This is a genomic window from uncultured Bacillus sp., from assembly GCF_958411575.1.
GTDB classification, from domain to species: Bacteria; Bacillota; Bacilli; order Bacillales; family Bacillaceae; genus Bacillus; species Bacillus spizizenii.
Genome location: NZ_CATYRA010000004.1, coordinates 61917 through 75922 on the forward strand (window position 1 = coordinate 61917; position 14006 = coordinate 75922).

The following is a 14006-nucleotide window of genomic DNA, read 5'->3' on the forward strand; positions in this document are numbered from 1 at the left end:
TCGCATGCTGCGGGCTTTCTTTTATAAAGGAGAGATCGGGTATGAGACTTGATAAGCTGCTTGCCAATAGCGGATATGGTTCCAGAAAAGAAGTCAAAGCTGTTGTGAAGGCGGGTGCCGTCATGGTCGACGGTAAACCGGCAAAAGATGTAAAGGCGCACGTTGATCCTGATACGCAGGAGGTTACTGTATACGGGGAACCGGTTGATTACCGCAAGTTCATTTATCTTATGATGAATAAGCCCCAGGGAGTGCTGTCGGCGACTGAGGACAGCCGGCAGCAAACAGTGATCGATCTGCTGACGCCAGAGGAGATGAGATTTGAGCCGTTTCCTGCCGGCAGGCTTGATAAAGATACAGAGGGCTTTTTGCTGCTTACAAATGACGGCCAGCTCGCACATCGGCTCCTCTCGCCTAAAAAGCATGTTCCCAAAACGTATGAAGTCCATTTAAAATCACAGATTTCACCGGAAGACATCTCTGATTTGGAAACGGGAGTCTACATTGAAGGCGGCTATAAAACAAAGCCTGCAAAAGCGGAAATCAAAGCAAACGACAACGGCAATACCGTAGTATATCTGACAATTACAGAAGGAAAATTCCATCAGGTCAAACAGATGGCAAAGGCCGTCGGCAATGAAGTCATTTATTTGAAGCGGCTTTCGATGGGACCAGTTTCCTTGGATCCCGCTCTGGCGCCGGGAGAATATCGTGAGCTTACAGAAGAAGAGCTTAAGCGGCTGAATGAGCCGCAAGCATAAAAAAATCCCGCATTTCGATGCGGGATTTTTTATTTATAAGCACACAAAAACAAGGCTCAGAAGTTTCTGTGCCCTATATCTATCAGGCCGCTCACAGGCGGCCCTATGTAATTTTTCAATTTATGAGGTAATCTTTACTTTCTTTCTCGTTGTCTCCCACTTGCCACGGCTTGGACTATGAACAAGATCATTATATGCCAACACATTTAAGTCTCTTTGAATCGTTCTAGGTGTAATGCCGAATTCGTCAACCAGTTCCTGTGTTGTCACAAGACCTTTTTCTTGGATAAACATGTAAACTGATTTGATTCGAGTTAGCATACGGTTTGTTGAAGGTTTCAAAAAACCACTCCCTATCATAAGATCGGATGGACTTGACTAACCACAACTCACGACTATCAACTGCGTACGAAATAGCAACAAAGGCAGACATCTGTAATTTTTAAAATAATTCGCCCTCATTATACACGATATCGCAGTGATGAATCTAGGGATAACTCCTATTAATTTTTTCCAATTTGAGTTGGGCAGCCATCCTTGTTGGATTACTATGTATTTCGACACAATATTATTATGGTTAAAGAAACTTTTTTTATTCTGTTTCGTAGTAAATTTTGGAGGTGGGTGACATTTGACAAAATTACTTGAAGCTTCAATAGAACAGGCAGGGTATACAAGCCGAAAAAAAGTGCTCACCGATGTTTTTTTGGAAGTCGGAAAAGGGGAGCTGGTCGGGCTAATCGGAGCTAACGGCGCCGGAAAAAGCACCGCAATCAAGGCAATCCTCGGCCTCTCAGAAGACTTTAAAGGGCATATTGCCTGGAACGACTGTTCATTTGCATATATTCCGGAGCATCCGTCCTTTTACGAAGAGCTGACGCTGTGGGAGCATTTGGATCTGATCAGCACGCTCCACGGTATTGAGGAGAGTGAATTTGCGCATCGGGCCCAAAGCCTGCTGCAGACGTTTTCGCTTGATCATGTCATGCACGAGCTGCCTGTCACCTTTTCAAAAGGCATGCAGCAAAAACTGATGCTTATCCAGGCTTTTCTCTCTAAGCCGGATATGTATGTGATTGATGAACCATTTATCGGCCTTGATCCGATATCGACGAAACGTTTTGTGGACATGCTTAAGGCAGAAAAAGATCGAGGAGCCGGCATTCTCATGTGTACCCACGTACTCGATACCGCAGAAAAAATCTGTGACCGGTTTTACATGATTGAGAAAGGTTCTTTGTTTCTCCAAGGCACGTTAAAAGATATTCAGGGCCAGACCGGATTAGAGGGGCAGTCATTGCTTGACTGTTTTTATCAGGCGGTCCAAGGTGATCGGCCATGAACGGGCGATCGCTCTTTTTTCGAAGGCTGTTTGACTATTACAGATATCAGTTTAAAGTATTCCATGCGGTCATTGACTGGACAGTCTCACTCTACATTGTTTTGCCGGCGCTTGCTTTTGTCATCTATCAGTATATCGATTTGATGAACGGAACAGGCCTTTTTTATGAGTGGTCTGAAATGATGGAATGGAGATGGCTGTACGCTGTGTGTGTGCTGATCGTGTGCACAGGTTCAATCCATACGTTTTTAATGGAAGCAGACAAAGTGTTTTTGCTGCAAAAGAAAGAGATAATCTATCAGCTCAAGCGGTACGCGCTGGTGTATACTTTTTTGGTCACGCTGGTCAAATGGCTGCTGCTCTTTTCTATTGCCCTTCCCTTTATCAGTCATTCTGTTCACGTCACATCGGCAGAAAGCACTGCTCTATTGTGTTACCTGTTTGGCCTTCATACCATCTTTTTATCCTTAAAGCAAGACAGGATCAGCAAGCCGCGTTCCATTTCGAGACGGATTGCCGAACTTCTTTTCAGAGCCGTTCTTTTCTCTGGTTCTGCTGTCCTGATCGTATTCACTGAGTGGCATTTGCTTGCGCTCATTGGCATTTTGTTTTTGAGTTTTGCATTCATCCGCGGTTGGAAAAAGACAGCTTCGTTATCGGCTTTTGAAGCAGAGGTGACTGAAGAGAAAAAAAGCAGGCTTGCGCTTACCGGGCTTGTGATGATGATGAGCCAGGAGGCGGGAATCCCGAAAGTGAAGGACAGGATGAGAAGAAAGCCATTATTATACCGGAATTCAAAAAGGATATTTAAAAGACGAACGATCTTGACTGGCTATAAGGAATTGTTTTTTAAAGTCATGCTGAGGAATGGCGAGTATACGAGGCGGATGTGCATGCTGTTGTCAGCATTCATCATCTTAATTTTTATGTCCCCGATCTGGCTGAAGGTGATTGCGCTGCTGGTGTATACAGGCGTTTGCCATTATATCCTTACGCTTATCTTTGACAAAGTGATGGACGCGCCTATTTTAATTGGAGCCGATAAGGAAAGTGATGAGTATTACCGAGCCAGAAAAAGCTGTATACACACCCTGCATTATGCGTTTGTCGCCTGTTGTTTTGTAGCGGCCGTTGTTTCTTTATTGTTTACATAAAAAACCCAAACGGCTGACGTTTGGGTTTTTGGCATGTGTTATAAAATAAACAACTGGATGAAAAACAGAATGGCGAAAACGATGACGAGCGGATGAATCTCTCTCCATTTTCCACGCGCTGCTTTGACGATCGGATATGAAATAAATCCAAGCGCAATTCCTGTAGAAATGCTGGATGTCAAAGGCATGGCCAGAATGACAAGAAACGCAGGAAATGCCTCGTCCATCTCTTTCCAATTCATATTGGAAACCGAATTCATCATCAGGCTGCCGACAATAATCAAAGCAGGAGAGGTGATGGCGGCTATGCCGGATAATGCGCTGACAAGCGGACTGAAAAACATTGAAACCGCAAACAGCACCGCAACAGTCAAAGCCGTAAGCCCCGTTCTTCCTCCGGCTGCGACACCGGCGGAAGACTCGATAAATGCGGTTGTCGGACTTGTGCCGAAAACAGCTCCTACTGTCGTCGCCGTTGAATCGGCAAGCAGCGCTTTTCGCACGTTCGGCAGCTTGTTGTTCTTCATCAGCCCGGCTTGCTCGGCAACACCGATCATTGTGCCGGTTGTATCAAAAATTGTGACCAATAGAAAAGAAAAGACGACAGCGTACAGGCCGTGATGAACGACATCGCCAAAAGCGGAAAACGGATTAGAGATGATCAATCCTTCCGGCAAATGAGGAAGCGACATAAAGCCTTTTGAAAAATGCAGCTGCCCGGTTAAAAAGGCGATCAAAGCGGTAGCTGCCATTCCGATGAATAATGCGCCACTGACATTCAGCACCATTAAGACTACACTGATCAGAAGGCCGATCAGCGTTAATATAACACCTGGTGAATGCAGATTGCCGAGAGTAACCAGGTTTGACTCATCAGCCGCCACAATTCCCGCCTGCCGTAAACCGATAAAAGCAATAAACAGCCCGATCCCTGTTGTGATCCCGTATTTTAAATTATTTGGAATCGCTTCTATAAGTTGTTTTCTTAAAGGGGTTAACGATAGAATAATGAAGAGAACCCCTGCTGTAAATACGGCACTGAACGCTGTTGCGTATGTAATGCCGCCATCGCTTGCGCTTACGACATGAAAGGCTAAATAAGCGTTCAAGCCCATGCCGGGCGCAATAGCAATCGGATAATTTGCTGCCAGGGCCATCCACAGCGTTCCGACAATGGAGGCAATAATCGTTGCGGTGAAAACCTGGTCGAAAGGAACTCCGGCGTTAGCCAGAATGACCGGATTAACTACGACGATATAGACCATTGTGAAAAAAGTGGTCAGTCCTGCTATGATTTCTTGCTTTATGGATGTTTGCTGCTCTTTTAGATGAAACATAGTATCCTCCAATTACGAACGTTTTAACAAAACACCATTAATATTATTCGTTTTATTTTGTTTTTGCAAGTCATTTCTTGCGGAAAGGGGATCGTTATGAACTGGGAAGTCGAAGTGATCAGAAAAAAAGAGGATTTAATTCGTGATACGCAGGAATTTTTGAGAATCAACAGTGTAATGGACGAAACAACCGCCGGACCCGGCAAACCGTTTGGAGAAGGGGTAAACGCCAGCCTGACCTCACTGTTGGAGCTCGGAGAAAAAGAAGGTTTTACAACAAAAAATCTTGACGGCTTTGCGGGCCATATTGAATGGGGCGAGGGCGATGACATTGTCGGTGTACTTTGCCATGTTGACGTCGTGCCGCCAGGAGATGGGTGGACGAGTGATCCGTTTTCAGCTGATATTCGTAACGGACGGATTTATGCAAGAGGCGCCATTGATGATAAAGGTCCGACGATGGCTGCGTTCTACGCGCTGAAAATCGTGAAAGATATGAATCTGCCGCTGTCCAAGCGTGTCAGAATCATTATCGGAACAGATGAAGAAAGCGATTGGAGATGTGTGGAGCATTATTTCAAGCATGAAGAAATGCCAACGCTAGGATTTGCGCCTGACGCCGATTTTCCAATCATTAACGCGGAAAAAGGAATCATTGATACTTCATTACTCATCCCGCACCGCTCAAACCAAGCCGATGCAGAGACAGTGCTTGTCTCATTTCAGTCGGGTCTTCGCTTGAACATGGTGCCTGATGCTGCGAAAGCTATCATTGAAGGGCCGAAAAAAGAAGAGATTCTTGCTTCGTTTAAAGACCTGCTTCGCACGACAGATCAAAAAGGGGAAGCTGAAATAGAGAACGGACAGCTCATTTTGCGTATGTACGGGCTTTCGTGCCATGCGATGGAACCGAACAATGGAATCAATGCCGGCCTTTTATTGTGCGAATTTCTGCAGCAGGCTGAGCTTGACGAAGCAGGGCAGCGGTTTGTTCAAGTCGTGACAGACAAGTTTTCAGACGATACGAGAGGGAAGAAACTGAATATCGACTGTGAGGATGACATTAGCGGAGAGCTGACATTAAATGTCGGAACACTGCGCTATACGGAAGGGCAAGGAGGCGAGCTCGGGATCAATATCCGCTATCCTGTTACCGCAGATAGCAAAGTGATCCGTGATGCATTCGAAAGCGCCGCTGAATTTGAGCTGGGAGAATTCAAAGACAGCAAGCCGCATCACGTGTCAGCAGACCATCCGTTAGTCAAAACCCTGCAAAAGGTTTATGAAGGCCAGCTGGGCAAAAAAGCTGATTTAATCTCAATCGGCGGGGGGACTTATGCTAGATCTTTAAAAGCCGGTGTCGCGTTCGGCCCGTTGTTCCCCGGACGTCCCGACAGCGCACATCAAAAGGATGAATATATCGAAATCGATGATTTGCTTAGATCGACAGCTTTATACGCGCAGGCGATCTATGAACTTGCAAAATAAAAGGACGGGCTTCTTCTGAAGCCCGTCCTTTTTTAAACAAATGACCATAAATCAGTTGATAAATACCGTTCTCCCGTATCGGCTGTCATGCAGACCACAATATGGTCAGGAGAGAGGCGTTTCGCTGTTTCGATTGCCGCGAAGCAGGCAGCGCCTGACGAAGGCCCGACAAGAATTCCTTCTTCAGCAGCGAGGCGTCTTGTCGTCGTATAGGCGTCTTCATCAGAGAGTTTGATAATTTCATCATATACCTCTTGATTTAAAATCGGAGGAATAAAGCCAGGACTCGTCCCTACAAGCTTATGTGCGCCGGGTTTTCCTCCGGATAATACGGGCGATCCCGCAGGCTCGACAACATGAACCGTGATATCCGGAAAAATCTCTTTGAGCGCTTCACCTGTTCCGGTAATGGTTCCGCCCGTTCCGGAAGAGGCGACAAAAGCGCCGAGCGGTCTTCCGATTTCCTCTATTGCCCGGGCAATTTCAAGCGCCGTCGTTTTCCGGTGCGCGTCAGGATTGGCGGTGTTATCGAACTGCATCGGAATATAGCTGTTCGGAATTTGTTCGGCAAGCTCCTTCGCTTTTTTGATGCTGCCCGGCATTCTTTCCGCTCCGGGTGTTAATACAACCTCTGCGCCGTAAGCTTTTAGTAGGTTGATCCGTTCCTTCGTCATCGTATCAGGCATGACTAGGATCGCTTTATAGCCGCGTGCTGCCGCATTCATGGCGAGCCCGATTCCGGTATTTCCGCTTGTCGGCTCTATAATAACTGAGCCCGGCTTGAGCAAACCGTTTTGTTCTGCTTCTATGATCATCTGATAAGCGGCTCTGTCTTTCACACTGCCGCTCGGATTGAAGAATTCAAGCTTTAAATAGACCTGTGCCGCGTTTTCCGGCTGAAGCCGATTCAATCTCACAAGCGGTGTATCTCCTATCAAATCGGCTGTATTTTCAACGATTTTCAACATTGTCATTCCTTTCTGAATAAAACAAGTGTCACATAATATCCTAACATAATAAACGTTTGTGCGAGAGTGTTTTCATACACTGTTCCTCTATTCGCACAGCCTCTTTATTGATAAAATAATAGCTGTCAAAGGAAGGGAGTGTCAGACGGATGCCAGATATACGGCCTCATTATTTCATCGGTGTTCCCATTCCTGAGGGAATTGCGAATCCGATTTACCATGCTGCGAAAAACGAGCCGGTTTTGACGTTTCAAAAATGGGTGAACCCGCTTGACTACCATATCACGTTGATTTTTCTCGGAGCGGCGGATGAGACACAAATCCAGCAGCTTGAAGGCTCACTGGCTGCGATTGCTTCAGAAGCTGATCCGTTTCCGATTGAGTTTGGCAAAATAGATGTATTCGGCAACCGCAGAAGGCCGCGTGTTTTACATCTGGAACCAAAGAAAAACAGAACGCTTGAACTATTGCGGGAACGTACGAAACAGGCTGTTCTTCAAGCTGGCTTTCAAGTGGAAAAAAGACCGTATCACCCTCATATGACGCTGGCTAGAAAATGGACAGGCGAAGAAGGATTTCCGGCACATGTTCCGTTTGAAAGCGGCGAGGTTTCGATGATGGCTGAACGGTTCTCGCTCTTTCAAATACACTTGAACCAATCACCAAAATACGAGGAAATATTCAAATTTCATTTATCTTAATTCATTGCGGAGTGGAGAAACGAACATGGCACAAATCATCAAAATTCATGATTATATATCGAGATATGAGCTTGACCCGTACCATTATATAAATCAGTTTGTACGGCTGAAAAAAGAGCGCTGGCTTTCACTATTGGAAGCAGCTGAGCGCCAGCATGAAGAAAGACAAGCCAGTACAGAAGAGCCGGAACCGGTGCAGAAACGAAAAAAATTTTCATTGAAAAGAAGAAAAGAAGAGATAAAAGCCGATATACAAGAAGAGAGACACCGATGGTTTGAGGAAGAAGACGATTTACATGTAAGGCTGCCGAAGAGCAGGATGGCGCTTGCTTCTTTTTATAAAAGACATTTATATGACTTTCAGCTTAAATGGGCAAGCTCTACTCTTTCAGAAATATCACATCTCTCAAACCAGGTGAAGCAGGACCGCATTTTGCGTTATCTGACCCAGCAGCTGCCTGATTCTTATTTCATTATGTATAAGCCTGTGCTGCAAATTCAGCAGGCGGCGGTTGAATTAAGCATTGTGATTCTTTCCCCGCTTGACATATATTGCGTTTCTTTTTTAGAGGCAGAGGAAGACAGTGTGTACATAGGGTCTAAAAATCGTTTTTGGGAGAAGAAAACAGCCTCTCAGACTGCATCAGTGTTAAATCCGGGGCTGAGCCTGTTTCGCACGGACTCCGTTGTGTCAAAGATCATAAAGGAAAAACAGGCTGAGATTCCGGTTCGAAAATTGCTTCTGAGCAGAACGTCGTACATCGATTATCCGGAACCGCCATACGGCTTAGAAATAGCAGATAAGCGGGGCGCGGAGGAATGGATTGAGCGGCAGAAGAAAAACACTGCTCCGATTAAACATCATCAGGTAAAGGCAGCAAAGGCTCTATTGTCTTACTGCATGTCTGACTCCTATCGCAGACAAGAGTGGCTGGAGTAAAAGAGAACGATTTGAGCGGTTTTCTCATATCATAAGCAGGTGAGAAAAGTGAGCCATTGGTTTTTTATCATTAATCCGACAGCAGGGCATCGAAATGGCCTGCGTGTTTGGAAGTCCATTCAAAAGGAATTGATCAAACGAAAGGTCGAGCACCGCTCATTTTTAACTGAATACCCGGGACACGCCGAGGTGCTCGCCAGGCAAATTTCAACGATACAGGAATATAAGCTGAAGCGCCTGATCGTCATTGGCGGAGACGGAACCATGCATGAAGTTATCAACGGGCTGAAAGATGTTGATGATATTGAACTGAGCTTTGTGCCGGCGGGCGCGTATAATGATTTTTCGAGAGGATTCTCTGTTAAAAAAATCGATCTGATACAGGAAATCAAGAAGGTAAAGCGTCCGTTAACCAGAACCTTTCATTTAGGGAGCGTTAATTTCCTCCAGGATAAATCTCAGATTCTTTATTTTATGAATCATATCGGGATCGGGTTTGACGCATATGTCAATAAAAAGGCGATGGAATTTCCGTTGAGACGGTTTTTTCTTTTTCTTCGCCTTCGGTTTCTTGTGTATCCGCTTTCCCATTTGTACGCCTCGGCGACCTTTAAGCCGTTTTCATTAGCTTGTACAATAGAAGGTGAAACACAAGAATTTCATGATGTCTGGTTTACGGTTGTATCCAACCATCCGTTTTACGGGGGTGGCATGAAGGCTGCACCGCTTGCAAATCCGCGCGAGAAGGCATTTGATATCGTGATCGTTGAAAATCAGCCGTTTTTAAAAAAATATTGGCTTTTATGTCTGATGGCATTTGGTAAACATACAAAGATGGACGGCGTTACGATGTTTAAAGCAAAGGACATTACGTTTTACACGAAGGACAAAATCCCTTTCCATGCTGACGGAGAAATCATGGGCACCACCCCATTTCGTCTCGGATCGAGTCCTTCACCCTTAAGGATCAAAACATAAAACGTGTTTGGAGGAGAGCTTCCGATGGTCAGCATCCGCCGCAGCTTCGAAGCGTACGTCGATGACATGAATATCATTACCGTTCTGATTCCTGCTGAACAAAAAGAAATCATGACACCGCCGTTTCGGCTTGAGACAGAAACAACCGATTTTCCTCTGGCTGTCAGAGAGGAATACCGCCTTGAAGACACATACAAGTACGTCTGCGTATCAGACCGTCCAGTGACATTCGGAAAAATACATGCCGTCAGAGCGTCCAGCGGCGACAAAACGGATCTCCAAATTGGCGCGGTCATCCGGACCGATACGTTTGATGATTCATTTTATTATGACGGAGAGCTGGGGGCTGTTTATACTGCGAATTATACTGATTTTAAAGTATGGGCGCCTGCCGCAACCTCAGCTGCTGTCAAGCTTTCCCATCCGAATAAAAGCGGCCGCATATTCCAAATGATTCGGATGGAAAAAGGCGTCTATACCGTTACTGTCAACGGTGATCTTCACGGTTATGAATATGTGTTCTGCATCTGCAACAATTCAGAATGGACAGAAACGGTTGACCCGTATGCAAAGGCAGTGACAGTAAATGGAGAGAAGGGTGTCGTCCTGCGCCCGGATCAAATGAAATGGGCTGACAAGCTCAAACCATTCTCAAACCCTGTGGATGCTGTCATCTATGAGATGCACATCCGCGACTTCTCCATCCATGAAAACAGCGGCATGAAAAACAAGGGAAAATACTTAGCGCTGACGGAAACAGAAACGCAAACCATAAATGGCTGTTCTTCCGGATTGGCGTATATAAAAGAGCTAGGCATTACACATGTAGAGCTTCTGCCGGTAAATGATTTTGCCGGAATTAATGAGGAGAAGCCGCTTGATGCTTACAATTGGGGATATAACCCGCTTCATTTTTTTGCTCCGGAGGGAAGCTATGCCTCAAACCCTCATGATCCTCAAACAAGAAAAACAGAGTTAAAACAAATGATCAAAACCCTTCATCAGCATGGACTGAGAGTTATTCTGGATGTCGTCTTTAATCACGTGTACGAGAGGGAGAATTCACCTTTTGAAAAGACAGTGCCAGGTTATTTTTTCCGGCATGACGAATTTGGGATGCCGTCAAACGGCACCGGCGTTGGCAATGACATCGCGTCAGAAAGACGGATGGCAAGAAAATTCATAGCGGATTGCGTCATATACTGGATTGAGGAATACGATGCCGACGGCTTCCGCTTTGATCTGCTTGGCATTTTAGATATTGATACAGTGCTTTATATGAAAGAAAAAGCAACTGCGGTAAAGCCTGGAATCCTGCTTTTTGGAGAAGGGTGGGATTTGGCGACACCTCTGCCGCAAGAACAAAAAGCGACCTTGGCGAACGCTACAAAAATGCCGGGCATCGGTTTTTTTAATGATACGTTTCGTGATGCTGTGAAAGGGAACACCTTTCACCTCACGGCAGCGGGATTTGCGCTCGGAAACGGTGAGGCAGCGGAAACCGTTATGCACGGGATAGCCGGCTCTTCCGGATGGAAGGCATTAGCACCAATTGTTCCTGAACCCAGCCAGTCCATCAATTATGTTGAGTCACACGACAATCACACCTTTTGGGATAAAATGGGCTTTGTGCTGTCTCAAGAAACTGATAGCCGAAAGAGAAGCAGGCAAAGGCTGGCAGCCGCGATTATCTTGCTTGCCCAAGGGGTGCCGTTCATTCATAGCGGACAGGAATTTTTCCGGACGAAGCAGGGAGTGGAAAACAGCTATCAATCCAGTGACAGCATCAACCAGCTGGATTGGGATCGGCGTGAAACGTTCAAAGAAGATGTTGACTATATCCGCAGGCTGATTTCACTGAGAACAACGCATCCGGCATTTCGTCTCAATTCCTCTGTAGACATTCAGAGCCATCTTGAATGTTTAACGCTAAGAGAACACCTTATTGCCTACAGGCTTTATGATCTTAACGGGATCGACCAATGGGAAGACATCATCGTCATTCATCACGCGAGTCCGGACTTCGTTGAATGGGAGCTGCCAAACGACAAAACGTACCGGCTTTTATGTGATACATCAGGTTTTCATCATGACCCGAAAGAAATCAAGAAAGCGGTTGCGGTAAACAGCATCGGAACGGTTATCTTATATTTAGCATCAGATCTTAAGAGTTTTTCTTGACGAAGTTTGTGCTATAGCGCTAAAATTTAAAGGACGGCTATTGATTAGCATATGAGACTCTCAATAGCTGTCTTTTTTATTTTCATACGATTCGTACGAAAAAGGCACTCGCTGGATAGACTAGAGACGATTAGCCTTTATCCTAAAATATTTTAGAAATGATGGGTTGAACATTGATATGAACTGGTTGGGACAATTACTAGGTAGCGATTGGGAGATCTTCCCTGCCGGAGGAGCTACAGGAGATGCATATTATGCGAAACATAACGGGCAGCAGCTTTTTTTAAAACGTAATAGCTCACCTTTTTTAGCTGTTTTATCCGCCGAAGGCATTGTTCCGAAGCTGGTTTGGACAAAACGGATGGAAAATGGAGACGTCATTACGGCTCAGCACTGGATGACCGGCAGAGAGCTGAAGCCTAAAGATATGAGCGGACGGCCCGTTGCTGAATTGCTTCGTAAAATACACACATCAAAAGCCTTGCTGGACATGCTAAAGAGACTTGGAAAAGAACCGCTGAACCCGGGGGCTCTTCTGTCTCAGCTGAAGCAAGCTGTATTTGCTGTGCAGCAATCTTCGCCGCTGATTCAAGAAGGGATCAAGTATTTAGAAGAACATCTGCATGAAGTGCATTTCGGTGAGAAAGTCGTTTGCCATTGTGATGTCAATCATAATAACTGGCTATTGTCTGAAGACAACCAGCTGTATTTAATTGACTGGGACGGCGCCATGATCGCTGATCCGGCGATGGATCTCGGGCCTTTGCTGTACCACTACGTCGAAAAGCCAGCTTGGGAGAGCTGGCTGAGCATGTACGGCATTGAGTTAACAGAAAGCCTGCGGTTACGAATGGCTTGGTATGTGTTATCTGAAACAATCACTTTCATTGCCTGGCACAAAGCAAAAGGCAATGATAAGGAATTTCATGACGCAATGGAAGAGCTGCATATTCTCATGAAACGTATCGTTGAATAATCAGGAATACGAATCCATTTGCTCTACCCATTGAGACAGGCTGTTCTGATGCTCTTGTATGTGTGAGTCGATGGATTTGGACGATATTCCTGATTGGCTGTAGCGGTAAACATCTTCCAGCACGTTTTTGAAGTTTGAATCAAGCTCGGTGTTTGCCATAAGCGATTTAACCACACGCTCAAGCTGCTCGTACTCTGCGACGGTTCCGCAGCAGTCCAATTGATGGTCAGTCAATATATCCTTCAATAAATGTACTTGATGCTCATAATGTAAACCCATAACGGTACACATCCCTTCAGTATCATACGGGTTAAATTGTTCAAAATAGAGCGTTTTTATGCATGTGAAAGGAGTGTTCCAGCAGACGGGAACCTCTTTTTTTATATAATCGGCCATAGAAGACACACTGGAAAAACGATCTTGCGGGTCTTTTTAATTCATGGTATGTTGTTAGTCGAAATAATAGATAGAGGTGTCAATCATATGAGAATGCGCCACAAGCCTTGGGCTGATGACTTTTTGGCTGAGAACGCAGATATTGCCATCAGCAATCCTGCTGATTATAAAGGAAAATGGAACACAGTGTTTGGCAACGACAATCCGATCCATATCGAGGTTGGTACAGGGAAAGGGCAATTCATTTCTGGAATGGCCAAACAAAATCCGGATATTAATTATATTGGTATTGAGTTGTTTAAAAGCGTCATCGTGACAGCCGTCCAAAAAGTAAAAGACAGCGAAGCGCCGAATGTAAAGCTTCTGAATATAGACGCGGACACGCTGACGGATGTGTTTGCACCGGGTGAAGTCAAACGGGTCTACTTGAACTTTTCTGATCCTTGGCCGAAGAAACGCCACGAAAAACGCCGTCTGACGTATTCCCACTTCCTCAAAAAATATGAAGAAGTAATGGGAAAAGATGGAGCGATTCATTTTAAAACGGACAACCGCGGCTTGTTTGAGTACTCTTTGAAGAGCTTCTCTGAGTACGGCCTGCTGCTGACATATGTTAGTCTCGATTTGCATAACAGCAATTTGGAAGGCAATATTATGACAGAATATGAAGAAAAATTCTCAGCGCTCGGCCAGCCGATCTATCGGGCTGAAGTTGAATGGAGAACGTAAACAGACTCTGAAGGAGTCTGTTTTTTTTATGGACCGTTTGCTACCATGATGACAG

At 45.3% G+C, this 14006-nt stretch carries 14 protein-coding genes; 10 read left to right on the forward strand and 4 right to left on the reverse strand.

Annotated elements, in window-relative coordinates; genetic code table 11:
* Positions 1-41 precede the first annotated feature (41 nt).
* Positions 42-761 (forward strand): pseudouridine synthase, encoded by a 720-nt coding sequence (locus tag Q5C82_RS08095; protein WP_003223403.1) that lies wholly within the window; start codon positions 42-44, stop codon positions 759-761.
* 120 nt (positions 762-881) lie between these two features.
* Here Q5C82_RS08095 and Q5C82_RS08100 read toward each other — a convergent pair whose 3' ends face one another.
* Positions 882-1103 (reverse strand): DeoR family transcriptional regulator, encoded by a 222-nt coding sequence (locus tag Q5C82_RS08100; RefSeq protein WP_003152337.1) that lies wholly within the window; start codon positions 1101-1103, stop codon positions 882-884.
* A 289-nt stretch (positions 1104-1392) separates the two neighbouring features.
* On the opposite strand from Q5C82_RS08100, the gene Q5C82_RS08105 reads away from it, so the two are divergent.
* Positions 1393-2103 (forward strand): ABC transporter ATP-binding protein, encoded by a 711-nt coding sequence (locus Q5C82_RS08105; protein ID WP_003223405.1) that lies wholly within the window; start codon positions 1393-1395, stop codon positions 2101-2103.
* On the forward strand, positions 2100-3257 hold the full coding sequence (locus Q5C82_RS08110) for an ABC transporter permease (RefSeq protein ID WP_003223407.1): 1158 nt from the start codon (positions 2100-2102) through the stop codon (positions 3255-3257). The genes Q5C82_RS08105 and Q5C82_RS08110 overlap by 4 nt, the downstream gene beginning before the upstream one ends.
* 38 nt (positions 3258-3295) lie before the next feature.
* Here Q5C82_RS08110 and pbuO read toward each other — a convergent pair whose 3' ends face one another.
* Positions 3296-4594 (reverse strand): hypoxanthine/guanine permease PbuO, encoded by a 1299-nt coding sequence (gene pbuO / locus Q5C82_RS08115; RefSeq protein ID WP_003223409.1) that lies wholly within the window; start codon positions 4592-4594, stop codon positions 3296-3298.
* A 96-nt stretch (positions 4595-4690) separates the two neighbouring features.
* Here pbuO and pepV point away from each other — a divergent pair, with 96 nt between their 5' ends.
* Positions 4691-6082 carry a dipeptidase PepV gene (gene pepV / locus Q5C82_RS08120; protein ID WP_003223412.1) on the forward strand — a complete coding sequence of 464 codons (1392 nt, stop codon included), beginning with the start codon at positions 4691-4693 and terminating at the stop codon, positions 6080-6082.
* A 32-nt stretch (positions 6083-6114) separates the two neighbouring features.
* On the opposite strand, the gene cysK is transcribed toward pepV, so the two are convergent.
* On the reverse strand, positions 6115-7050 hold the full coding sequence (gene cysK, locus Q5C82_RS08125; protein WP_032727295.1) for a cysteine synthase A: 936 nt from the start codon (positions 7048-7050) through the stop codon (positions 6115-6117).
* A gap of 149 nt (positions 7051-7199) precedes the next feature.
* Between cysK and thpR the strand changes: the two genes are divergently transcribed.
* From thpR to Q5C82_RS08150, 5 genes are all read left to right on the forward strand, one after another.
* Positions 7200-7751, forward strand: a complete 552-nt coding sequence (gene thpR, locus Q5C82_RS08130) for an RNA 2',3'-cyclic phosphodiesterase (RefSeq protein ID WP_003223416.1) — start codon at positions 7200-7202, stop codon at positions 7749-7751.
* A gap of 25 nt (positions 7752-7776) precedes the next feature.
* Positions 7777-8691: a hypothetical protein gene (locus Q5C82_RS08135; protein WP_003223417.1), complete on the forward strand. Its 915-nt coding sequence runs from the start codon at positions 7777-7779 to the stop codon at positions 8689-8691.
* A 48-nt stretch (positions 8692-8739) separates the two neighbouring features.
* Complete coding sequence (locus Q5C82_RS08140; RefSeq protein WP_003223419.1) at positions 8740-9669, forward strand: YegS/Rv2252/BmrU family lipid kinase; 930 nt, start codon at positions 8740-8742, stop codon at positions 9667-9669.
* 24 nt (positions 9670-9693) lie between these two features.
* Positions 9694-11850: a type I pullulanase gene (gene pulA / locus Q5C82_RS08145; RefSeq protein WP_003223421.1), complete on the forward strand. Its 2157-nt coding sequence runs from the start codon at positions 9694-9696 to the stop codon at positions 11848-11850.
* A 178-nt stretch (positions 11851-12028) separates the two neighbouring features.
* Positions 12029-12826 carry a phosphotransferase family protein gene (locus Q5C82_RS08150; protein WP_003223423.1) on the forward strand — a complete coding sequence of 266 codons (798 nt, stop codon included), beginning with the start codon at positions 12029-12031 and terminating at the stop codon, positions 12824-12826.
* On the opposite strand, the gene Q5C82_RS08155 is transcribed toward Q5C82_RS08150, so the two are convergent.
* A complete protein-coding gene (locus Q5C82_RS08155; protein ID WP_003223424.1) occupies positions 12827-13105 on the reverse strand; it encodes a YtzH-like family protein in 279 nt (92 codons plus the stop codon).
* 204 nt (positions 13106-13309) lie between these two features.
* On the opposite strand from Q5C82_RS08155, the gene trmB reads away from it, so the two are divergent.
* Positions 13310-13951: a tRNA (guanosine(46)-N7)-methyltransferase TrmB gene (trmB, locus tag Q5C82_RS08160; protein ID WP_003223427.1), complete on the forward strand. Its 642-nt coding sequence runs from the start codon at positions 13310-13312 to the stop codon at positions 13949-13951.
* Positions 13952-14006 lie beyond the last annotated feature (55 nt).

Coding starts and splice junctions, on each gene's coding strand:
- cysK (WP_032727295.1), bottom strand. CDS start 7,050: ATGTTGAAAATCGTTGAAAATACAGCCGATTTGATAGGAGATACACCG.
- pbuO (WP_003223409.1), bottom strand. CDS start 4,594: ATGTTTCATCTAAAAGAGCAGCAAACATCCATAAAGCAAGAAATCATA.
- trmB (WP_003223427.1), top strand. CDS start 13,310: ATGAGAATGCGCCACAAGCCTTGGGCTGATGACTTTTTGGCTGAGAAC.
- Q5C82_RS08110 (WP_003223407.1), top strand. CDS start 2,100: ATGAACGGGCGATCGCTCTTTTTTCGAAGGCTGTTTGACTATTACAGA.
- Q5C82_RS08150 (WP_003223423.1), top strand. CDS start 12,029: ATGAACTGGTTGGGACAATTACTAGGTAGCGATTGGGAGATCTTCCCT.
- Q5C82_RS08135 (WP_003223417.1), top strand. CDS start 7,777: ATGGCACAAATCATCAAAATTCATGATTATATATCGAGATATGAGCTT.
- pepV (WP_003223412.1), top strand. CDS start 4,691: ATGAACTGGGAAGTCGAAGTGATCAGAAAAAAAGAGGATTTAATTCGT.
- pulA (WP_003223421.1), top strand. CDS start 9,694: ATGGTCAGCATCCGCCGCAGCTTCGAAGCGTACGTCGATGACATGAAT.
- thpR (WP_003223416.1), top strand. CDS start 7,200: ATGCCAGATATACGGCCTCATTATTTCATCGGTGTTCCCATTCCTGAG.
- Q5C82_RS08155 (WP_003223424.1), bottom strand. CDS start 13,105: ATGGGTTTACATTATGAGCATCAAGTACATTTATTGAAGGATATATTG.
- Q5C82_RS08095 (WP_003223403.1), top strand. CDS start 42: ATGAGACTTGATAAGCTGCTTGCCAATAGCGGATATGGTTCCAGAAAA.